The organism is Corynebacterium sp. HMSC05H05 (assembly GCF_001807265.1).
GTDB lineage: Bacteria > Actinomycetota > Actinomycetes > Mycobacteriales > Mycobacteriaceae > Corynebacterium.
The window spans coordinates 1-21,008 of record NZ_KV788378.1 but is presented as its reverse complement, the minus strand read 5'-3'; the positions used below and the strand labels follow the sequence as shown (position 1 = coordinate 21,008).

Below are 21,008 nucleotides of genomic sequence, written 5' to 3'. Positions count from 1 at the left end.
ACGTACAATGTCGGCCCCATGAGCACGTTTTCGCAGATGTGGGACACCCGACCAACACGCCTGCCCAAGGACCAGGGCGGTAAAGCCGTCATCGGTGGCGTCTGCGAAGGCATCGGTGCGCGCTACCAAATCGACCCGACGTTCATCCGCGTCCTCTTCGTCGTGCTGTCGCTCGCCTTCGGCGGCGGTGTCTTCCTCTACCTGCTGTGCTGGATCAACATGCCCCGCTTCGGGCTCACCCGCAGCCCGTGGGCCACGATCATCACCCCGAAAAAGCAGCTGACCAAGACAGAAAAGAAAGACCGCGACACCGGCTGGCTCCTGCTGCTGGGGCTGTTCCTTTTCTTCCCGATCGCCTCCAAAGGCGACCTGCGCGCGGTGCTGGTGACATTCGTGCTCTTCACGGCTGGCTGGTACCTCGCCCACCAGCGCCAGCCGGAGCCGCCCGCGGAACTGGCACCCGGCTCCGACCGATGGCACCCGCCTGAGCAGCCCCATTCAGCTCCGGCCACGATGCGCCCGCTGTGGCTGTGGATCCCCGTCACGGTCGTGCTGACTGCGGCGACGATCTTCGTGCTGGGGGTTGTCAGCGAGGTGCGGCTTGGCAACTACAGCAGATTCGGCAGCGCGCACATTACCGTGGAATACGAAGCCGCACTGTCGGACATCAAGCGGCCTAACGGCTTCGTCGGCGACACCTTCCTCGACCTCACCGAGCTCGAACCGCTGAGCGAGCCGAGAACAATCGCCCTCGAAAACCCCATTGGCCGCACCGACATCATCTTGCCGACCAACGTTCCGGTCGACGTGAACTGCGAGGTCACCATCGGCGACACCGCCTGCCCCGAAGAAACGCAAAACGCGGACGCGGACAGCGCGCTGCTCACGATCAATGTGACACAGCGCGTCGGTTCCGTGTCCGCGTACTACGCGGAGTGATTTACTCCCACTCGATGGTGGCCGGTGGCTTTGAGGTCACGTCGAGCACCACACGGTTGACGTCGGCCACCTCGTTGGTGATGCGGGTGGAGATGACCTCGAGGGTCTCGTACGGGATGCGCACCCAGTCCGCAGTCATCGCGTCCTCGGAGGCGACCGGTCGCAGCACGATCGGGTGGCCGTAGGTGCGGCCGTCGCCCTGCACGCCCACGGAGCGCACGTCGGCGAGCAGCACGACCGGGCACTGCCAGATCTGCTCGTCCATACCGGCCTTGGTCAGCTCCTCGCGAGCGATGGCGTCGGCGGCGCGCAGCGTCTCCAGGCGCTCCTCGGTGACCTCGCCGATGATGCGGATGCCTAGGCCCGGGCCCGGGAACGGCTGGCGGTTCACAATCACCTCGGGCAGGCCCAGCTCGCGGCCGACGGCGCGGACCTCGTCCTTGAACAGCAGGCGCAGCGGCTCAACGAGCTCAAACTCGACGTCGTCCGGCAGGCCGCCGACGTTGTGGTGGCTCTTGATGTTGGCGGTGCCGGTGCCGCCGCCGGACTCCACCACGTCCGGGTACAGGGTGCCCTGGACCAGGTAGTCCACCTGCTGGCCCTCCAGCACGCCGGCAACCGCGCGCTCGAAGGAGCGGATGAACTCCGCGCCGATGGCCTTACGCTTCGCCTCCGGCTCGGTCACGCCGGCGAGCTTGTCCAAGAATGCCTGGCGCTCGTCCACGGTGACCAGCTTTGCGCCGGTGGCGGCCACGAAGTCGGTCTCCACCTGCTCGCGCTCGCCCTGGCGCAGCAGGCCGTGGTCCACGAACACGCAGGTCAGACGGTCGCCAATGGCGCGCTGCACGAGCGCCGCCGCGACGGCGGAGTCCACGCCGCCGGACAGGCCACAGATCGCACGTCCCTCGCCGACCTGCTCGCGCACGTCCGCGATCAGCTGCTCGGCGATGTTGGAGGCGGTCCAGTTCTGCTCCAGGCCGGCAATCTCGGTGAGGAAGCGGGTGAGCACCTCCTGGCCGTGCGGGGAGTGCATGACCTCCGGGTGGTACTGCACGCCGGCGAGCTTGCGGGAGACGTCCTCAAATGCGGCCACGGGTGCGCCCGCAGTCGACGCGGTGACCTCGAAGCCCTCCGGCGCCTGCGTGACGGAGTCGCCGTGGGACATCCACACCGGGTGCTCTTCTGAGAGGCCGGCGTGGAGCACGCCGCCGTCGACACGCATCTGCGTGCGGCCGTACTCGCGCGCACCGGTCTTGGCCACCTCGCCGCCGAGCGCGCGGGTCATGATCTGGAAGCCGTAGCAGATGCCGAAGATCGGCAGGTCCAGCTCGAAGATCTCTTGGTCGAGCTGCGGCGCGCCCTCTTCGTACACGGACGACGGGCCGCCGGAGAGGATCAGGGCCTGCGGGTTTTTCTCGCGGACTTCAGCGGCGGTGATGGTGGAGGGAACCACCTCGGAGAACACGTTCGCCTCGCGGACACGGCGGGCGATCAGCTGCGCGTACTGCGCGCCGAAATCGAGGACAAGGACTGGGCGGGCTTGCGGAGTATTCACAGGCCTAGATCGTAGTCGATCCCGCGCGAGACCCAACCGCCTGTGCGCCGCCATGGAAAACCCCAGAATGACCTGCATGACATTGCGTGCCCCCGCGCCGGCGTGGTCGAGGACAAAGGAAAGCCGCGCGGGTGGCGCCGGAAGGGCACCACCCGCGCGGCTCGCGCGAAAAAGCGTTACTGAACAGCCGAGCTGAGGCGCTCCAGGGCGGCGCGCACCTCGTCGGTGGACGGCGCCTGCGCGAGCTTCTCAGAAGCCTGCTGCAGCTGGGCGATGGACTTGTCCGCGGCGGCCATCGCGTTGTTGACCTGCTCCACCAGCGGCATCACTTCGGCGCCCATGGTGGACTCGTTGGTGTTCTGGGACCAGCGGCGGATCATCTCCAGCGGAATCTTGGTCAGCTCGGAAATGGAGTTGACCTTCAGCTCCACGCGGCGGCGGAAGGACGAGTGCAGGAAGACCGCGTCGTCCATCTCCCGCACGTCGACCTCGAGCGCGTCCACAAGCAAACGCATGGACTCGTCCGCGCCGGACTCGGTGGAAAACTGCGCGGTCTGCGCGGTGTGCAGACGCGCCAGGGCAATCGCCATGCGCGCGTTTGCGGTCTTGGCGTAGAGCTCCTCGGCCACCTCTTCCAGGGTGGCGGCGTTTTCATCGATGATGCCGCGCATGGTCGCCCACACCTGCAGCGGCGCGAGCAGCAGGGTGCGCGAAGCGCCCTCGGTGACCACGTTTTCCATCTCCGCCTTCACGTTGTTGGTGACGGCGTTTTCCTCCACCAGGGTGGCGGAAGCCTTGCGCAGCTCATCGGCCGCGTCCTGGATGGCGGTCTGGACGGACATGAACTGGTCCAGCTCGCCGTACAGCGCGCGGGCCGCGTCGTAAATCTCGCCCGAGCCTTCCGGCAGCGTGAATCCGGCGTCCTCGAGCGCCTGCACCTCGGCCGGCAGGGCGGCCCGGATGAACGCGTCGTAGTCCGGCAGCAGCTCGCCGATCTTCTCCGCGCCCTTGACAGCGCGCTCGCGGCGGCCCACGCCGTTGGCTTTCGCCTCGTGCTCGACCAGGTTCGCTTCTTGGTAGAGCTGGCCCGCGGCCTCGAAGTGCTCCGTCATCGGGCGGGTGCGCACGGACAGGTAGCCGCCGTTCGGCAGCGGGGTCACGGTGGCGAGCACGTCGTACGCCGAGCCGCTCTTGGCAAGGTTGCGCACATACGCCGCGAAGGGCCGACCATCCTCAATGGTGTCCCACATGAGCTTGAAGGCGCCGCCCGGCATCTCGTCGTTGCGGATGAGGTTGTGCGGCTTGCCGATCATCTCGTCCGCGTTGTACTGGGCGTACTTGATGAACACGTCGTTGACATGCGTCATCACACCCTTCGCGTCGGTGACCGAGAAGAAGATGTCATTGACGTCGACTTCGTGGGAGGCACCCTCCGGTGCGTCGCGAAGAATGGTTACACGGCTAGACATAGGCGTACTCGTCCAATTTCTTAACTGCGGATTGCCAGATCGGCTTTCTGAAAAGCTTTCACATCAGTATAACCACACTTGGCCATGATTCTCTTCAGACCTCCGACGATGTTGAGCCCGCCATACGGGTCACTCGACGGTCCGAAGAGCACCGTCTCTAACGCGGTGGAGGTGCTGGCCATCGGATCCTTGCTCACGTCGCCGCGAGGGAAGCGGGGATGGGCGGCCTGCGCTTCCCAGTACACCCCGTTCGCCGCAGCCTCTGATGCCTGTTCCAGACTCCGGCCGAGCATGACAGCGTCCGCCCCGCACGCGATAGCGAGGGCGATGCTGTCAGCGTCCCACATGGGCACATCCGCAAGCACGTGCACGTAGCGCCCACCGGTCTCGTCCAGGTAGTCGCGGCGGGCTGCCGCCACATCTGCGATCGCTGTCGCCGCCGGGACGTTCACCACAGTGCTGGAGGACCCGGAGCCCACAATCACACCGGCCACGCCGGAGCGCATCAGGTGCGTCGCCGTCGAGTAATCGAACACGCCGCCCGCGATCACCGGCACGTCGAGCGAGCCGACGAACTCCTTCAGGTTCAGCGGCTCGCCGCCTTGCTGCACGTGCTCGGCGGAGACAATAGAACCCTGGATGAACAGGATCTCCGCACCCGCGGCGATGACCACCGGTGCGAGCTCGCGCGCGTTCTGCGGGCTCACGCGCACGGCCACGGTCACGCCGGAGTCGCGCACCTGGGCGATGCGTTCAGTGAGCAGGTCGCGGTCGAGTTCAGCTGCGTGCAGCTCCTGCAGCGTGCGCACGGAGCGCTCGCCCGAGTCGATGTATTCCTGGTACTTCTCTTCCGAGTCGATGCCCCAGGCGTCCTCGCACGAGTCCACGACCTTCTTCACCGCGGCATCGAAGTCGGCGTGCCGGCCCCACAGCCCCTCAGCGTCGATCACGCCGAGGCCGCCCTGCTTGCCCATCTCGATGACAAACTCGGGGCTGGCCAGCGCGTCGGTGGGGTGAGAGACGAGCGGGATGTCGAACGTGTAGGCGTCGATATGCCAGCTCGTGTCCACGTCCTTTGAAGAACGGGTGCGGCGCTTCGGCACAATCGAAAGGTCGCCCAGGTCGTAGGCCCTGCGGGCCTCGCGGCCGAGGCCGATTTCCACGTAGTCGCGCATGTGTGTCCCTTACTGGCGGTAGTTCGGCGCTTCGACGGTCTGCGTGATGTCGTGCGGGTGCGACTCGCGCAGGCCGGCGGCGGTGATCTGGACGAACTGCTTCGTCTGCAGCTCCTCAATGGAGGCCGCACCCGTGTAGCCCATCGCGGCGCGCAGGCCGCCGACGATCTGGTGGGTGATGGAGTCCAGCTCGCCGCGGAACGGCACGCGGCCCTCGATGCCCTCCGGCACCAGCTTGTCCTCGCTGGTCACGTCGGCCTGGAAGTAGCGGTCCTTGGAGAAGGAGCGCTTCTCGCCGGTCAAGCCGCGACCCTGCATCGCGCCCATGGAGCCCATGCCGCGGTAGCGCTTGTACTGCTTGCCGCCCACGACCACGATCTCGCCCGGGGCCTCTGCGGTGCCGGCGAGCATGGAGCCAAGCATGACTGTCGACGCACCAGCGGCCAGCGCCTTGGCCACGTCGCCGGAGAACTGCATGCCGCCGTCGGCGATGATCGGCACGCCCGCGGCCTTGGCCGGAACCGAGGCCTCGAGGATCGAGGTGATCTGCGGCGCACCCACGCCCGCCACCACGCGGGTGGTGCAGATGGAGCCCGGGCCGATGCCGACCTTGATCGCGTCGGCGCCAGCGTCGATCATGGCCTTCGCCGCGCTGCGGGTGGCCAGGTTGCCGCCGACGACGTCGACGCGGTCGCCGAATTCCTTCTTCACGCGCGAGACCATCTCGAGCACACGGTTGTTGTGCGCGTGCGCCGAGTCCACCACGAGCGCGTCCACGCCAGCCTCCACCAGCAGGCCCGCGCGGTCGAAGGAGTCCTCGCCCGTGCCCACACCCGCGGCGACGAGCAGGCGGCCGTCCGCGTCCTTGGAGGCGTTCGGGTACTGCTCGCTCTTGACAAAGTCCTTCACGGTGATCAGGCCGGCAAGGGAGCCGTCCTTAGCCACGATCGGCAGCTTCTCCACCTTGTTCGAGGACAGCAGCGCGAGAGCCTCTTGCTTATCGACGCCCTCCGGTGCCACCACGAGCGGCATCGGGGTCATGACCTCGGCGACCTTGCGCTGGAAGTCCGCCTCGAAGCGCATGTCGCGGTTGGTGATGATGCCGACCAGGCGGCCGCCCTCGTCCACCACCGGCAGGCCGGAGATGCGGAAGCGGGCGCAGAGCGCGTCCACGTCCTCAAGCGTCATGTCCGGGGTAGCGGTGACCGGGTTGGACACCATGCCGGACTCGGAGCGCTTCACGATGTCGACGTGCTCCGCCTGGTCCTGGGCGCTCAGGTTGCGGTGCACCACGCCGATGCCGCCCTGGCGCGCCATCGCGATCGCCATGCGGGACTCGGTGACCGTGTCCATCGCGGCGGAAGCAATCGGCATGCCCAACCGAATGTTCTTGGTGAACTGGGAGGCGGTGCTCACCTCAGAAGGAACGATGTGGGATTCCGCCGGCAGCAGCAGCACATCGTCGAAGGTCAGCCCTCGCAGGGCCACCTTTTCCGGGTCGTCCCCACCAGTCCACACACGCTCGTTCGCCATCGCTTAGTCTCCTCTCCCGCGCAGATGTTTTTCGCCATGATATAACGCGGCGCAAATGCCGACCGTGCCACCCAGTTCAGCGCTTTAGTGAGCAGGAGATCGAGCCGGTTTGCCACACCGTATAGGGTGAGACGGGTGAACTACGACGACATGATGCCACTGGACCCGTTCGCGGACGACCCCAACGACCCGGCATCCTTCATCGAGGACGATGAGCACGCCGTGCCGCTGTCGCCCGCAGAGCGCGTCGCAGTGATCCAGGATCTCTCGCACGTGCGCGACGCGCGGCGCATGCTCAAGCCCCGCGGCATTCTCGGGGTGTCGTTCCTCTGCGAGGACTGCGACCAGGTCCACTACTACGACTGGGAGATCATGGAGCAAAACATGATCGCTTCCCTGAACAATCAGCTGCCGCCGGTGCACGAGCCCAGCGCAAACCCCAACATTGAGGCGTACGTGCCCTGGGACTACGCCATGGGCTACCTGGACGGCCTCGAGGGCCGCTAGGAGCTGCTACCCATCCTCGGATGGGCGATCGGACCGCTTTCGGCGGGCTGATTCACCATCGTCGCCGGGTCGTTGACCCGCAGCGACGGGCTCTGCTCCGCAGCAGAGTCGTCTGCCGACGATTCACCGGTTGTGCCCTGCCCCTGCGACGGCGACGCGCTGCCCGCGGTCGTGCTCGGCTGCGGGCTCGACGGTGCCAGCTGGGTCGGCTGCGTGCCCAGGGTGGACTGCGTCGGCTGCCCGGAGCCGGTGCCGGTGCCGGTGCCCGGTCCGCGCTGTGCCGGGTCTTGCGGGGTGTGCGTCGGCTGCTGCGCGGGCGGTGCCGGCACTGCCGGGGCCTGCTCCGGCTCCGGCCGCTCAGTGGAGACCTCCTCCGCCGACACCGTTGTCGCCTCCGTGACCGTCTCGGTCACCGTGGCGGCCGCCCCTTCCCTGGCTGCGCGCTGCTCGCGCTCCTTCATCGTGGCCACCAAGCCGCGGGCCTGTTCCAACAGGGTGCGGGCCGCTGCGGCGTCGCCGCTTTCGCTGGCCACCTCAAGTTCGTCGAGGGTGGTCGCCAGCTCAACCACAGTGGTGTCCTCGTCGGCAGCGCTGTCCTCGAACAGGGCGGCGCCGGTGCCGACGCACACCACGGTCGCCGCAGCGGCACCGATCAAGCCGGACAGCCAGGGGCTGACGTGGCGCTTCGCCTTCGCGGCGCGCTTGTCGTCCAAGGAAGCAACATTCCCAGCCGGCTGGGCACCGTCCGCGTCCAGCTGCGGCGCCGGCGGCATCGGGCGGTCGACATCGGCCTTCAACTCCAACAGGGCGGCGGCGAGGGGGTCGGTGCCGTCCGAAGGATCGTCGCCAAGCATGAGCGCCTCAATGAACGCATCGCTGTGCGCGAACTCCTCAAAATGATCGTCCTGACGTGTCATAACTCCGCTTGCCCTCCGTCCAGTTGCTTCCGCAGTTTGGACAGCGCACGGTGCTGGGCAACACGCACTGCACCTGGTGTGCTGCCCATGACTTCAGCCGTCTCCTCCGCGGACAAGCCCACAAACACTCGCAGGATAACGATGTCGCGGGCCTTCTCATTTAATGAATCGAGCAACGCCCTCGCAGCGTTACTCCCCACATTCACCATCGCCGCATCCTCGGGGGTGATTGTCGCCACTTCGGTGTCCGGAACCTCCTCCACCGGGCTGAGCTTGTCGCGCGCCATGGCCCGGTGCGCGTCTGCGACCTTGTTAAACGCAATGCCGTACACGAACGCCATGAACGGCCGCCCCGTGTCGTTGTAGCGGTCGATGCTCGTCGCCACCGCCAGGCAGATCTCCTGGGCCACATCTTCGGGGGTAGGCATCCGCCCTCCCCCGATGCGCGCCCTGGCGTAGCGCAGCACGCGCGGATGGATGATGGAGATGATGCGCTGCAGCGCCCGCCTGTCTCCCTGCACAGCAGCGGGGACCAAGGCAGCGAGTTCTGCATCTACGTCGTCTGCAGCCACGCGCATCTCCTCCCAACGTCTGTCAGCCTGCTCCGGTTTCGCGTAACCCGTACATAATAAGCGCACTTGCCATTCCCTTTGCGCTACCGACCTTTTGCCAGGAATTCACCTGCCCGTAACCAGCAGCGTTGATGCAGTAAGACAGGGGTATTTTCGCGCGGTTCCACTGCGCGACAGCAGTCCGTAACCGGGGCGACACCAAACGTTAACCAGAGCAGTCCACACTCGTTGCCGGTTACACGTTTGAGGTACTTCCACAAAGGAGCACTCCCGATTATGTCTTTGCCGCACCAGCTTCCCGGACCCAACGCAGACTTCTGGGATTGGCAGCTACACAGCAAGTGCCGGGGGGAGGCCTCCGAAATCTTCTACCACCCCGACGGGGAGCGCGGCCGGGCACGCACGCAGCGCGAAAACCGCGCGAAGGCGATCTGCTTCGAGTGCCCGGTGCTTTCCCAGTGCCGCGAGCACGCGCTGCGCGTGGCTGAGCCCTACGGCATCTGGGGCGGCATGAGCGAATCCGAACGCTCCGCTATCCTGCGCGGCACCGCCGGCGGCATGAAGGTTGCCGCCGCGTCCGCCAAGTAGCACGGAACGCGAAAAACGCCCCGGTTTCGGGGCGTTTTTGCTTATCGACGAACCTTCGGCCGATGCGCGACTAGTGCGCGTGGCCTTCGTGCTCGTCTTCCTCGGCGGGCTTGGTCACCACAGACGCTTCGGTGGTGAGCACCATGCGTGCCACTGACGCGGCGTTGACCACCGCGTTGTGGGTGACCTTCACCGGGTCGATGATGCCCTGCTCGATGAGGTTGCCGTACTCGAGCGTGGCGGCGTTGAAGCCCTCGCCGTTTTGCATCTCGGCGACCTTGGACACCACAACGGCGCCGTCGAGGCCCGCGTTGTCGGCGATCCAGAACGCCGGCTTGGACAGCGCGCGGGCCACGGCCAGCACGCCGGTCTTCTGCTCGCCCTCGAAGCCGTCGGCAAAGGCCTCGAGCTGCTTGGCAATCTGCACCAGGGCGGAGCCGCCGCCGGCGATGATGCCCTCTTCCGCCGCCGCGCGGGCGGCGTTGATGGCGTCCTCGACGCGCAGCTTGCGCTCGTTCTGCTCGGTCTCGGTGGCGGCGCCGACGCGCAGCACGGCCACACCGCCGGACAGCTTGGCCAGGCGCTCCTCCGCCTTCTCCTTGTCCCAGGTCGAGTCGGTGGTTTCGATCTCGCGGCGGATCTGGTTGCGGCGGTCCTCCACGGCCTCGGCGGTGCCGGCGCCGTCGACGATGACGGTGTCGTCCTTGGTCACCGTCACGCGGCGGGCGGAACCGAGGTGCTCCAGGGTGGCGTCCTTGAGGTTGACGCCGACCTCCGGGTCGATCACGGTCGCGGCGGTGACCACCGCGAGGTCGTCCATAAACGCCTTGCGGCGCTCGCCGAAGTACGGCGACTTCACGGCGACAACCTTGAGGATCTTGCGGATGGAGTTGACCACCAGCGCCTGCAGCGCCTCGCCCTCGATGTCCTCTGCCACCACGAACATCGGTACGGACTCCGAGGCGGCCTGCTCAAGCAGCGGCAGGAAGTCTGGCAGGGAGGAAATCTTGCCGCGCACCAGCAGCACGCGGGCGTTTTCCAGCACGGCCTGGCCGGCGTCCGGATCCGTCATGAAGTACGGCGAGAGGAAGCCCTTGTCAAAGGAGATACCCTCGGTCAGGTCCACGTACGAGTCGATGGACTGGGACTCCTCGACGGTGAGCACACCGTCCTTGCCCACCTTGTCCATGGCGCCGGCGACCATCTCGCCGACCTCCGGGTCGCGCGAGGACACGGTAGCCACGTTCGCGATCTCGGCGGAAGACTGCACCTCGGTCGCGCGGGCCTTGAGCTCCTCGACGACCTTCTCGGAAGCGGCCTTGATGCCCTTGTTCAGCTCGATCGGGTTCGCGCCAGCGGCGACGTTGCGCAGGCCCTCGGCGACGAGCGCCTGGGCCAGAAGCGTCGCGGTGGTGGTGCCGTCTCCGGCGATGTCGTTCGTCTTCACTGCGACGGACTTCACCAGCTGGGCACCGAGGTTCTCAAACGGGTCCTCGAGGTCGATGTCGCGGGCGATAGTCACGCCGTCGTTGGTGACGGTCGGCCCACCCCAGGACTTGGACAGCACGACGTTGCGGCCGCGCGGGCCGAGCGTGACCTTCACCGCGTCGGCGAGGGTGTCCACGCCGCGCTGGATGCCCTCGCGGGCCTCCTGATCAAATGCGATGAGTTTTGCCATGGCGTTTACTTCTCGACGACGGCCAGCAGGTCACGAGCGGACAGCAGCAGGAACTCCTCGCCGCCGTACTTCAGCTCGGTGCCGCCGTACTTGGAGAAGATGACGGTGTCACCCTCCTTGACGTCAACGGCAACGCGGTTGCCGTTGTCGTCCAGACGGCCCGGGCCGACAGCGATGACGACGGCTTCCTGCGGCTTCTCCGCAGCGGAATCCGGAATAACCAGGCCGGACGCGGTGGTGGTCTCAGCCTCAGCGATCTGGACGAGGACCTTGTCCTCCAGCGGCTTGATGTTGACGTTTGCCATGATCAGCAACCTTTCATTGGTGAATGATTCAACAGTTCAGGTCTGAAGAGGCGCAGCCGTCGTCGCGGGTGAACAACTGTGCTTCACACAACCTGCTTTGGCACTCTACCCCCGAGAGTGCCAGCCAACAACCACAGGCCGTGCGGTGGCGTGATTTAGCGGTTGAGCACCGCGTTTCGCCAAAGCTCGAACTCTTCGGCGTTGTCGGTGCGGTAATTCTCCACCGCGCGGATGGCCTGCAGCACTTCGGCGATGGTGTCCTCGTTCACGCTGTCGCCGTCGCTGGCGGTAAAGATCACGGGGCCGCACACCGCGCGGGTCGGGTCGGTGAGGAACTCCGGGTTGTCCGTCTCCGCAGTGTTGCGCGCCAGCGACGCCACCGGGTTCGGCTCCTGGCCCAGCTGTGCCGCGTCCGGGCGGAAGATCGCGTGGAAGCGGTTGCCGTCCTGGTCGAAGGCGACGTCTGCGACCTCATCGGTGACGCCGCCGAGGGTTGCGCGCACAGTGTCCTCGTCGAACACGATGCGGCGGTAGGTCAGATCCGGGTTGACCAGAAACCCGAACCGCTCACGGTCGGCCTGGCTCTGGTCGAACTGCTCGGTAGATTCAGCGGACACGGGAAATCCTTTCGTCGAACAAGACGTGCAGGCCCCAAGCGTATCCGCAACCAGAGCTTCGCGCTTTACGACGACACCAGCGGGACCTCGACCTCCAGCGACGTGTCCGTACCCACGCCCAAACCGGACGGGGCTGCACCCTCGTGAATGAGCTGCGCGGCCAGCGCCGCGATCATCACCCCGTTGTCCGTGCACAGGTTGAACCGCGGCACCCGTAGCTCGATACCAGCCACCTCACAGCGCTGCTGCGCCAGTTCCCGCAGCCTGCGGTTAGCGGCCACGCCGCCGCCGAGCAGCAGCGTGTTCGCGCCGGTGTCCTCGCAGGCCATCACGGCTTTCGCGGTGAGCACGTCGCACACCGCCTCCTGGAACGACGCGCAGACGTCCTCCAGCGAGATCACTCGCCCGTCGCGCTCGGCGGCCTCAACGTGGCGGGCCACCGCCGTTTTCAACCCCGAGAAGGAGAAGTTGTATCGGTGCTCGCCGCGCAGGTCCTCGGCGCGCGACAGTGCCCGCGGGAACTTCACCGCCTCCGGGTCGCCCTGGGCAGCCAGCTTGTCCACCACCGGACCGCCGGGGTAGCCCAAGCCGAGCAGACGGGCGACTTTGTCGTAGGCCTCGCCGGCGGCGTCGTCAAGCGTGGTGCCCAACTCCCGCATCGGCTTGCCCACGGCCTCCACCTCGAGCAGCTGCGTGTGCCCGCCGGAGACCAAAAGCGCGACCGCGTGCGGCAGCGGCTCACCGTCCAAGTTCGCCACCGCGACGTGCCCGCCCAAGTGGTTCACGCCGTAAAACGGCACGCCCCACGCCGCGGCGTACGCCTTGGCCGCCGACGCGCCGACCAGCAACGCACCGGCCAGGCCCGGCCCGACGGTGGCGGCCACCGCGTCTGGCTTGGCAATGCCGGCGTCCGCCAGCGCCTTCTCCATCACCTGGGGCATGGCCTCCAGGTGGGCGCGCGAGGCGATCTCGGGCACGACCCCGCCGAAGCGGGCGTGCTGCTCCATCGAGGAGGCGACCACATCGGCGAGGATGTCCATCGTGCCGTCTTCGTGCAGCTCGACAATGCCCACGCCGGTTTCGTCGCACGAGGACTCGATGCCCAACACAATCATTGGTGCCGCCTTTCGCTCTTCTTCGGCCGCGTCATGGTGTACGCGTCCATGCCGGAGGCCTGATAATAGTTCTTGCGCACACCGGCGGTGAAAAACCCGAAGCTCTCGTACAGACGGATCGCAGGGGTGTTGTCCACCCGCACCTCCAAAAAGCACGGCCCGTCCAGAAGGTCCACGGTGTACATCATCTGGCCCATCAGCGCCCGGCCGAGGCCTTCGCCCTGCCGGGAGGGATCGACGCCGATGGTGTGGACCTCAAACTCCGGGTCGTCCTTCGGCCCGAGCATGGCCAGGCCCGCAAAGCCGACCATCGTCTCGCCGTCGAATGCGCCCAGGTAGAAGGTGTGGCGCGCGGCGATCTCGGAGCGGTACGCCGCCTCGGACCACGGGCTGTCGCCGGCGAAGAGCACCGCCTCGATGGCGGCGGCCGCCGGAGCGTCCGCGACGGTCAGCTCGCGGAAGACCACGCTCATGGCAGCGCCGGCGACTTCGGGGCCTGCTTCGGCGGCACCGCGTCGGGCCGGCGCAGATACAGCGGCACCAGCGACTCCGGCTGCGCGTCCAAGTCCGCGGATGCGACGAGGCCGGCAGGTGTTGGGGGTTGGTAGGTCACCCTTTGGGCGTCGACAGGCAAAAGCTCCGCGAGCGACGGCGGCACGCTCACCACGTCCACCGCGGGCGAGGTAAGGTCCGCCGGCTTGCACACGTCCGGGCCCGCCACCCGCTTGCCGCCGGAGTAGCGCGCCCAGTACACCTCGCGGCGGCGCGCGTCGGTGACCACCAGCACCTCCCCGCCAAGCGACGCGGCGACCGCGTCGTGGGTGCACACCCCATGCACCGGAATGGAAAGCGCCTGCCCCAGCGCCGACGCCGTGGACATGCCCACGCGCAGGCCCGTAAACGGCCCCGGGCCGCAGCCGACCACGACCGCGCCCAGATCCGCGAACTCGACGCCCGCCTCACCCAGCAGCCGGGTGATCTCCGGCATGAGCGTCTCGTTGTGCGCGCGGGTGGCAACCGCCGTCTCCGCGAGCACACGCTCCCCGTCCACGATGCCTGCGACCAGGTCAGTCGTGGCGGTGTCCAGGGCGAGAACGAGCATTACTGGCCCAACCCGAGGGTCCAGCGGCCCTGGTTCATGTGGAACGGCATCGCCGTGTTCAGCGGGAAGGACTCGGACTGCGGGACGGTACAGATGTCCACCTTGTTCAGCTCCACCGGGTCCGCCATGGGGGCCTCACCCTCGCCACCAGGGATGAGCAGCACGTAGCCCAGGTCGCCGCCGAGGTCCAGGTCGTCGGCGTTGATGCCGAAGGCCTCGAGCTTCGCGTCCACCAGTTCCTGCGGCTCGCCCGGGCACAGGGTGGTGTAGCCGAGGGAGCGCTCCGGGTCGTAGATGCGCGCCGGATCCACCAGCTGCGCGGACACGGCGTCGCCGCCCGGACGGGTCTGCTGCAGCGAGCGCGACAGCGAGTTCGTCGGCTCGACCTGTGCGAGCTCGTTGGAGCGGGACTGCGGGATGAAGATGATCCCCGCCAGGAGCACGAGCCACAGCACAGCGGCGAGCACGACCCAGCGGCGGGACTGGCTAGTGAGGTTGAGCATGCGTGTAAGCCTACATCCCGTCTTCGACACGCCAGGAGATGATGCGGGCTTCCGTCTCGGCGTGCGTGCGCCGATCCAGCGTGACGTGCACGTAGCGCTGCGCGAGTTGCTCCACCAGCCCGCCGCCCCACTCGGCCACCACCACGGCGTTATCGAGGGCGCTGTCCAGGTCGAGGGCGTCGAGCTCGCCCAGCGGGTCGTCGCCGAGCCGGTAGGCATCCACGTGCACGAGCGAGGGGCCACTGCCTATCGACGAGTGCTCCCGCGCAATCACAAACGTCGGGCTTGTCACCCTGCCTTTTACGCCCATGCCCTTCGCGATGCCCTGGGTGAAGGTGGTCTTGCCCGCGCCGAGCGGACCGTCGAGCACAACGAGGTCGCCCGCCTCGAGCGCTTGCCCCAGCTCTTCGCCGAGCGCCTGCGTATCTTGGGCGTCTTCGCACAGCCGCTCGCCCTGGGCCGGAAACGTCGACTTCATCTACTTGCCCTCCCCGATGTACGTGCGGGTGGTGCGCCCGCGTGGGGCGCAGACCACCTCGTAGTTGATGGTGCCGGCGCGCTTGGCCAGTGCGGTGGCGTCGCCGAAGATGACGGCCTCGTCTCCCGCGGTGACACCTGCGTCGTTGTCGCCGAGCCAGACCACGATCTGGTCCATGGACACCCGGCCCACCTGCTGGTAGGTCCGGCCCGCGATGTCGACCTCCACCGCGCCCTGCCATAAGCGCTGCACCCCGTCCGCGTAGCCTGCGGGAATCACGGCAGTGAACCCATCCGCCGGGGCCTCCCAGGTCCGGGCGTAACTGGTGGCCTCACCTTCGCGCATCGGCTTGACCGTCACCACCGGCGCCGACCACGTCATCGCCGGTTTCAGCCCGTGGTCGAGGCCGTCGACCGGCTCCAGGCCGTACAGGCTCACACCCGGCCGGACCATGTCGAAGTGCAGGTCCGGGCGGGTCCACGTCGCTGGCGAGTTCGCGGCGTGGTTGCGCGGCACCTCCAGGCCCACCTGGCGGGCCTGGGCGATCGCGCGCCGGAACGCCGCGGCCTGCTGCTCGGTGTACGGGTCGGACGGGTCGTCGGCGCAGCTCAAATGCGTCATCAACCCCGCCACCTCAAGCTTGCCTGTTCGCTGCGCGTCCAAGGCGAGCTCGAAGGCCTCCTGCCAGCGGACCTCGTCGATGCCAGAGCGGTGCATCCCCGTGTCCACTTTGAGGTAGACGGTGGGCGCCGTTGGTGCGTCGATAAGCGAATGCAAGTGCGTGAACGACGGCACTCCCACATCGACGCCAGCCGGGAGTTCCTCGTGAGGGTCCCACAGCCAGGCCAGCACCGGCTTAGTGGTGAGCTCGCGCACCCGGCGCGCCTCCGCGAAGGTGGCCACGCCGAACGCGTCCGCGCCATTCGCCTCCATCACCGGCACGCAGCGCTCCACGCCGTGGTTGTAGGCGTCCGCCTTGACCACGCACATCAGCTCCGCCGACGTCTGCTCGCGCAGCCGGCGGGTGTTGTGCGCGATAGCGTCCAGATCGATCGTTGTTCTCAGCACGGGCCTATTACACCACGTGGGTCACGCCCAAAACGATGAGCAGCACCGCCACCGACCACGTCGCGGCGGCCGTGACCTGGTCGGGGTGGGCGCGCGCCCAGTCGAAGCCCTTCGCGGCGGCGCTTTCCGGCTTCGCGCGCACCCAGCCGACAGCCAACGCCGCCAACGTGGGCAGCGACAGCGCCACCGTGGCATACAACGGGATGGCGGCGTAGCGCACCTGCGCGTCGATGCCCGCAGCCGACAACAGCGCCAGCCCGCCGTAGAACGGGAACGAGGTCGCCGACTGGATCAGGCCGAGCACCACGCCGGTTCCCACCGTCGCGGGACCAGGGGTGTGCAGCGGGCGCATGATCTTCTGCACCAGCGCCTGGTTGTCGCCGCCGCGCAGCGCCAAGATCGCCGTGAGGATGCCGGTGGCGATAAGCAAAATGCCGAACACCGGGCCTTCGACGAAGCGCTGCACCACCGGCCCCAGCCCGTCGAAAATCACCAGCATGATCAGCGCCAGGCCTGCCACACCGCACCAATCGCCCGCGATCAGCAACGCGGTGGTCTTGGCGTAGTTCTTCCTTGCGGCGATACCGACCGCGACGATGACGCCGATGAGGAGCAGATTCACCGAATCAATGAACGCCAGCTGCAAAGCACCGAGCATCCGACCTCCTGAGTGTGGGGTTTGTCGGACTCACCCTAGCGGAGACAGGTTTGCAGTAGGATTGCCCGCGTGTCTGCGAAGCTGAAGAAACTCTCCGACCTGTCCAAGCGCGGCCCCCACCGCGTCCTGGAAGGCGACCTGGGCTACACCGGCCTGCCCGGCAAGGTCTACACCCCCGCCGAAGGCAAAAACCTGCCCGGCGTCGCGTTCGGCCACGACTGGCTCAAGGACGTCGCCGCCTACGAGGACACCCTGCGCCACCTGGCCAGCTGGGGCATCGCCGTGGCCGCGCCGGACACCGAAACCGGCTTCAAACCCGACCACGTCGGCCTGGCCGCCGACCTGGAAACCGCCATGCAGATCCTCGGCGGCGTGCGCCTGGGCAACGGCAACATCTCCATCTCCCCCGGCAAGCTCGGCATTGTCGGCCACGGCATGGGCGGCGGCGCAGCCGTGCTCGCAGCGGTGGACAACCCCAAGGCGAAGGCCGTGGCGGCGGTGTACCCGGCCAACGTGGCACCGTCCGCAGTCGAAGCTGCGCGCAACCTGTTCGTCCCCGGCATGGTCGTCGGCCCCGGCGAAGACGGCGACTCGCTGTTCGACCCCGGCAACCCCGCCAAGCTGGCCTACAACTGGGCCGGCGAAGTGGTCTACCGCGCGCCGAAGAAGGGCGACCAGCAGTCCTTCTCCGAGGACAACCTGGTCAAGCGCATCCTCGGCCTGGGCAAGTCCGACCGCGGCCTGCAGGAAACCATCCGCGGCCTGCTCGTGGGCTACCTTCTGCACCAGCTCGACGAGGACAAGAGCTACGCCTCCTACTCCGAGCCGGACGCCGAGGGCTCCGGTGCGGAGTCTCTGACCGGCGAGAAGCTGTCCAAGGCCGCCGGCCTGGCGCGCGACAACGCCGGATTCTCCCTGTTCTAGCCCCCTTCCCCGTCATGCTTACACGACGGGGTTTTCGCCGTTCGGGCCAATCGCGCGCAGCACCGCCTGGATCTGCTGCTTTTGCGAAGCGTTACGACGACTCCGCGGCATGCTGTAATCCCCCCGCGGCACCGTCACCGGCTGCCGAGGCATCGTCTCCCGGGCCCGCGCGTGGTGCTTGGCGGTCATCTCCATCTTCTGCTGCGTTTCTTTCATCAACGCCTCAAAATCCGCCATGCGCTTCGCGGTGCGCTTTTGGTACTGGGCCACAAACTGCTCGAAATCCATCGCTACCACTCCCCTGACTTCTTCATTGCCCACGGATCAGCGTCCACCCCGCCGGTGTCAGCGTCATTGCCGCCGCCGCTGGTGTCGCCCACCTGCGCCGGCTGCGTTTCCAGATTCTCCAGCTTCTTCGGCGGCGGCGCCGGTTCCTCCACCTGCGACAGCTCCGGCGGCGGGGCGATAACCCCGTCATCCGCCGGTGCTGGCGCGGGCGGAGGCGGAGGCTCCGGTTCTGGCTCCGGCTCGCACTCAGGTTCGGGCTCGGGCTCGCATTCCGGCGTCGCCGCGGGCTGCGTCGGGCAGTCCTCGGGCGCCGTCTCGTCGACGCCGAGCGCCGCCTCTAGTTTCGCGTCCAACGTCAACCCCAGCTTCAGATCCAGATCCAGCCCAAGACCCGCGCTAGACGAAGCGCCGGCCGAAGCCTCGGAGGTGCTGGCGGCGGGGCGCGTGGCGACGTCGCAAGGCGCAGGCCTCTTCTCCCCGAACTCCACCGGCGCGGCGGGCTGCTCGGCCGCCGCGGTGTCAACGCGCGTGGCAACCTCGCCCAGGCACTCCTTGATCACACCGTTGCGGTCGCTGGCCGTCTCGCGCGCGGTGCGCAGCGCCTCGATGACCATCTCCACCGCCGGCTGGATCAGCTGCACAATCCCGCAGTTCAGCACGATGTCCAGCATGCGCCGCGCCGGCTCCAGCAGGGCACGCACCGCCGACTCCGCAGTGTCCACGATCGTTTTGATCGCCTCCCCGCACTGCCCGATGGACTCCCCTGCGGCTTTCGCGCGGTCGAAATGCTCGGTCTCGCGTGCCTCGTCGCAAAGCTCACGCTCGCGAATGCCCACCTCGTCGAACCAGGCGCTCTCATCGCACGAACACGTCCGCGCCGGCGTGTCCGGCCGCTGACCACCCGTAGACAACCGCAGACCCGCGGCAAGGAACGCGCTGAGGTCGAGCCCCTCGGTCTGCGCCACCTGCTCCAGCAACTCGCCGGCCAGCCCGTGGACCGCCGCGCGCTGCGACGGCCCCACCTCTGGCGCGACATCAACCGCGCGCACAAGCCCCTGGACGTCGTCTTTCACCGCAGCCATCATGCGTTATCCACCCCGCCCGCGATCGACCCCAAATACTCGGAAGAGAGTTGGTCGGCGGCAACGGTGGCGTCGCTAAGCAAAAGCACCTGCCCCCAATTCTCACCGCGCGCCGCAAGGAAGTGTTGCGACGTGGCATGCAACGCCTCCAACGCATCCACAATGCGCTGGCCCTCCCGCGCAAAACCCGCGCCGAACGCTGACGCGGCAACCACCGGCCGCCCGGCGTCGAGCTCGCGCGCGGCGTCGCGGTACGCGTCGATAGCCTCTGTGTACTTCGTGCGCACCGCATCGATATCGATGTCGAGCGCCCCAACATGTGTCATATGCCCACCCCCGAAAGGCTCGCAGTTGAACTGTCTTACCTTTAGTTAGACTCCCCCGAAGCCCCGGCGGTTCCCTGCCGGGGCAAAAAACTTTTACCGCGGATAAACCTACACCGCGGCGACAACCGCCGCGAGGCGACCGGCAACCTTACGCGCCTGCTCCTCCTCAGCGGCCTCCACCATGACACGGAACAGCTCCTCCGTGCCCGACGGGCGCAGCAGCACGCGGCCGGCTTCGCCCAGCTCAGCCTCCGCCTCGGCGATGGCATCCTTGACGGACTGGTCCTCCAAGATCAGGGCCTTGTTGGACACCGGCACGTTGATCAGGGTCTGCGGCAGGACCGTCATGACCTCCGCCAGCTCGGTGAGCGTCTTGCCGGTCTCCGCCATGCGCTCCATGAGCATGAGGCCGGACAGGACGCCGTCGCCAGTGGTGGCGTGCGCCGGCACCACGATGTGGCCGGACTGCTCGCCGCCCAGGGAAAAATCGCCGTTGCCCAGCTCCTCGAGCACGTAGCGGTCGCCCACCTTCGTCGCGCGCACCGAGATGCCCTCGCGCTCCATGGCCAGCTTCAGGCCCAGGTTGCTCATCACCGTGGCCACGAGCGTGTTGTCCTTGAGGCTGTTGGACTCCTTCATTCCGGTGGCGAGGATGGCCATGATCTGGTCGCCGTCGACGACGTTGCCCTGCGCGTCCACGGCCAGGCAACGGTCGGCGTCGCCGTCGTGCGCCAGGCCCAGGTCCGCGCCGTGCTCGACCACAGCCGCCTGAATCTGGTCCATGTGGGTGGAGCCGGAGCCGTCGTTGATGTTGTAGGCGTTCGGGGTGTTGTGGATGGCGGTGACCTCGGCGCCGGCTGCGGCATACGCCTTCGGAGCGACCTCGGAGGCGGCGCCGTTGGCGCAGTCCACCACGACCTTGATGCCGCTCAGCGGCTCTGTGACGGCCTCCTTGAGGTGGGTGAGGTAGCGCTCCTGCGCGTCCGGCGCCTCCTCGATCACGCGGCCGATGGCGGTGCCGGTCGGGCCCGTTTCCTCCAGCACGGCCATGGCGCGCTCGATCTCGTCCTCGATGTCGTCCGGCAGCTTCTTGCCGCCGGCGGCGAAGAACTTGATGCCGTTGTCCGGCATCGGGTTGTGGGACGCGGAGATCATCACACCGATGTCGGCGCCGTAGTCGTCGGTGAGAAACGCCAGGCCCGGGGTGGGGATGACGCCGACGCGCAGCACGTCCACGCCTTTCGACGCCATACCGGCCGCCATCGCGGCAGCCAGCATCTCGCCGGAGACGCGCGGGTCCCGGCCGATCAGCGCTGTCGGGCGGCGCTTCTCCGAGCCGCGGTTCTTGGTCAGCACGGTCGCAGCTGCGGCGCCGAGCTTGAGGGCAAGCGATGCGGTGAGGGCCTCATTAGCCAGGCCGCGGACACCGTCAGTTCCGAACAATCGAGTCATGCGCACAATTATGCACTTGCCTATCGACGATCGCTCCGCCACCCCAACTCTCGCGCGAATTTACCTGCGGTTTTGGCAGTTATCCACAGGGGTGATGTTGCAAATTCCACAGAGCCGGGCGGGGTGGGGTTGCGCTTGTTTTAGTGTTCGTGGCATG

24 protein-coding genes are annotated in these 21,008 nt (G+C 67.4%); 4 read left to right on the top strand and 20 right to left on the bottom strand.

The features are described 5' to 3' along the window. Nucleotides 1-18: 18 nt before the first annotated feature. Complete coding sequence (locus HMPREF3151_RS03050; protein ID WP_070473376.1) at nt 19-939, top strand: PspC domain-containing protein; 921 nt, start codon at nt 19-21, stop codon at nt 937-939. Nucleotide 940: 1 nt separating this feature from the next. Here HMPREF3151_RS03050 and guaA read toward each other — a convergent pair whose 3' ends face one another. The 4 genes from guaA to guaB form a co-directional block, all read right to left on the bottom strand. After that, nucleotides 941-2,548: a glutamine-hydrolyzing GMP synthase gene (gene guaA, locus HMPREF3151_RS03045; RefSeq protein ID WP_070473397.1), complete on the bottom strand. Its 1,608-nt coding sequence runs from the start codon at nt 2,546-2,548 to the stop codon at nt 941-943. A gap of 122 nt (nt 2,549-2,670) precedes the next feature. Further along, the gene (locus tag HMPREF3151_RS03040; RefSeq protein WP_070473374.1) at nt 2,671-3,963 is read right to left on the bottom strand and encodes a PAS domain-containing protein; all 1,293 of its coding nucleotides are present in this window, start codon (nt 3,961-3,963) and stop codon (nt 2,671-2,673) included. 20 nt (nt 3,964-3,983) lie between these two features. Continuing rightward, nucleotides 3,984-5,138 carry a GuaB3 family IMP dehydrogenase-related protein gene (locus HMPREF3151_RS03035; RefSeq protein ID WP_070473372.1) on the bottom strand — a complete coding sequence of 385 codons (1,155 nt, stop codon included), beginning with the start codon at nt 5,136-5,138 and terminating at the stop codon, nt 3,984-3,986. 9 nt (nt 5,139-5,147) lie between these two features. Next, nucleotides 5,148-6,671, bottom strand: a complete 1,524-nt coding sequence (gene guaB, locus HMPREF3151_RS03030) for an IMP dehydrogenase (RefSeq protein WP_070473370.1) — start codon at nt 6,669-6,671, stop codon at nt 5,148-5,150. Nucleotides 6,672-6,797: 126 nt separating this feature from the next. Here guaB and HMPREF3151_RS03025 point away from each other — a divergent pair, with 126 nt between their 5' ends. Beyond that, nucleotides 6,798-7,178 (top strand): DUF5319 domain-containing protein, encoded by a 381-nt coding sequence (locus HMPREF3151_RS03025; protein ID WP_210383708.1) that lies wholly within the window; start codon nt 6,798-6,800, stop codon nt 7,176-7,178. On the opposite strand, the gene HMPREF3151_RS11760 is transcribed toward HMPREF3151_RS03025, so the two are convergent. Further along, on the bottom strand, nt 7,175-8,095 hold the full coding sequence (locus tag HMPREF3151_RS11760; protein WP_070473366.1) for a hypothetical protein: 921 nt from the start codon (nt 8,093-8,095) through the stop codon (nt 7,175-7,177). The genes HMPREF3151_RS03025 and HMPREF3151_RS11760 overlap by 4 nt on opposite strands. Beyond that, on the bottom strand, nt 8,092-8,667 hold the full coding sequence (locus HMPREF3151_RS03015) for a sigma-70 family RNA polymerase sigma factor (RefSeq protein WP_246815185.1): 576 nt from the start codon (nt 8,665-8,667) through the stop codon (nt 8,092-8,094). Before HMPREF3151_RS03015 ends, HMPREF3151_RS11760 begins: the two co-directional genes overlap by 4 nt. Nucleotides 8,668-8,943: 276 nt before the next feature. Between HMPREF3151_RS03015 and HMPREF3151_RS03010 the strand changes: the two genes are divergently transcribed. Then, on the top strand, nt 8,944-9,255 hold the full coding sequence (locus HMPREF3151_RS03010) for a WhiB family transcriptional regulator (RefSeq protein WP_070473359.1): 312 nt from the start codon (nt 8,944-8,946) through the stop codon (nt 9,253-9,255). 70 nt (nt 9,256-9,325) lie between these two features. On the opposite strand, the gene groL is transcribed toward HMPREF3151_RS03010, so the two are convergent. The 10 genes from groL to HMPREF3151_RS02960 all read right to left on the bottom strand — a co-directional run bounded on the left by groL (nt 9,326) and on the right by HMPREF3151_RS02960 (nt 16,779). Then, complete coding sequence (gene groL / locus HMPREF3151_RS03005; protein WP_070473357.1) at nt 9,326-10,933, bottom strand: chaperonin GroEL; 1,608 nt, start codon at nt 10,931-10,933, stop codon at nt 9,326-9,328. Nucleotides 10,934-10,938: 5 nt separating this feature from the next. Beyond that, entirely contained in the window at nt 10,939-11,238 is a 300-nt protein-coding gene (gene groES / locus HMPREF3151_RS03000) for a co-chaperone GroES (RefSeq protein WP_034997874.1), read from the bottom strand. Between the two features lie 155 nt (nt 11,239-11,393). Further along, the gene (locus HMPREF3151_RS02995) at nt 11,394-11,855 is read right to left on the bottom strand and encodes a hypothetical protein (RefSeq protein WP_070473355.1); all 462 of its coding nucleotides are present in this window, start codon (nt 11,853-11,855) and stop codon (nt 11,394-11,396) included. Nucleotides 11,856-11,920: 65 nt separating this feature from the next. Continuing rightward, a complete protein-coding gene (gene tsaD / locus HMPREF3151_RS02990; protein WP_070473351.1) occupies nt 11,921-12,970 on the bottom strand; it encodes a tRNA (adenosine(37)-N6)-threonylcarbamoyltransferase complex transferase subunit TsaD in 1,050 nt (349 codons plus the stop codon). After that, entirely contained in the window at nt 12,967-13,443 is a 477-nt protein-coding gene (gene rimI / locus HMPREF3151_RS02985; protein WP_070473349.1) for a ribosomal protein S18-alanine N-acetyltransferase, read from the bottom strand. Before rimI ends, tsaD begins: the two co-directional genes overlap by 4 nt. Then, the gene (gene tsaB / locus HMPREF3151_RS02980; protein ID WP_070473345.1) at nt 13,440-14,072 is read right to left on the bottom strand and encodes a tRNA (adenosine(37)-N6)-threonylcarbamoyltransferase complex dimerization subunit type 1 TsaB; all 633 of its coding nucleotides are present in this window, start codon (nt 14,070-14,072) and stop codon (nt 13,440-13,442) included. The genes rimI and tsaB overlap by 4 nt, the downstream gene beginning before the upstream one ends. Next, nucleotides 14,072-14,575 carry a hypothetical protein gene (locus HMPREF3151_RS02975; protein ID WP_070473344.1) on the bottom strand — a complete coding sequence of 168 codons (504 nt, stop codon included), beginning with the start codon at nt 14,573-14,575 and terminating at the stop codon, nt 14,072-14,074. The genes tsaB and HMPREF3151_RS02975 overlap by 1 nt, the downstream gene beginning before the upstream one ends. Nucleotides 14,576-14,585: 10 nt before the next feature. Further along, nucleotides 14,586-15,053, bottom strand: coding sequence for a tRNA (adenosine(37)-N6)-threonylcarbamoyltransferase complex ATPase subunit type 1 TsaE (gene tsaE / locus HMPREF3151_RS02970; RefSeq protein WP_070473341.1), 468 nt, complete (start codon nt 15,051-15,053; stop codon nt 14,586-14,588). Continuing rightward, nucleotides 15,054-16,121: an alanine racemase gene (gene alr / locus HMPREF3151_RS02965; protein WP_070473339.1), complete on the bottom strand. Its 1,068-nt coding sequence runs from the start codon at nt 16,119-16,121 to the stop codon at nt 15,054-15,056. It abuts the gene before it with no gap. Nucleotides 16,122-16,128: 7 nt separating this feature from the next. Continuing rightward, entirely contained in the window at nt 16,129-16,779 is a 651-nt protein-coding gene (locus tag HMPREF3151_RS02960) for a GAP family protein (RefSeq protein ID WP_070473338.1), read from the bottom strand. A 69-nt stretch (nt 16,780-16,848) separates the two neighbouring features. On the opposite strand from HMPREF3151_RS02960, the gene HMPREF3151_RS02955 reads away from it, so the two are divergent. Continuing rightward, nucleotides 16,849-17,703: a dienelactone hydrolase family protein gene (locus tag HMPREF3151_RS02955; protein WP_070473337.1), complete on the top strand. Its 855-nt coding sequence runs from the start codon at nt 16,849-16,851 to the stop codon at nt 17,701-17,703. Between the two features lie 18 nt (nt 17,704-17,721). Here the strand turns inward: HMPREF3151_RS02955 and HMPREF3151_RS02950 are convergent, their stop codons facing one another. The 4 genes from HMPREF3151_RS02950 to glmM all read right to left on the bottom strand — a co-directional run bounded on the left by HMPREF3151_RS02950 (nt 17,722) and on the right by glmM (nt 20,851). Continuing rightward, a complete protein-coding gene (locus tag HMPREF3151_RS02950) occupies nt 17,722-17,991 on the bottom strand; it encodes a hypothetical protein (RefSeq protein WP_070473335.1) in 270 nt (89 codons plus the stop codon). Between the two features lie 2 nt (nt 17,992-17,993). Then, a complete protein-coding gene (locus tag HMPREF3151_RS12100; protein ID WP_070844975.1) occupies nt 17,994-19,076 on the bottom strand; it encodes a hypothetical protein in 1,083 nt (360 codons plus the stop codon). Continuing rightward, nucleotides 19,073-19,399: a hypothetical protein gene (locus HMPREF3151_RS02940; RefSeq protein ID WP_070473331.1), complete on the bottom strand. Its 327-nt coding sequence runs from the start codon at nt 19,397-19,399 to the stop codon at nt 19,073-19,075. Before HMPREF3151_RS02940 ends, HMPREF3151_RS12100 begins: the two co-directional genes overlap by 4 nt. 108 nt (nt 19,400-19,507) lie before the next feature. Continuing rightward, complete coding sequence (glmM, locus tag HMPREF3151_RS02935) at nt 19,508-20,851, bottom strand: phosphoglucosamine mutase (protein WP_070473329.1); 1,344 nt, start codon at nt 20,849-20,851, stop codon at nt 19,508-19,510. Between the last annotated feature and the right edge of the window lie 157 nt (nt 20,852-21,008).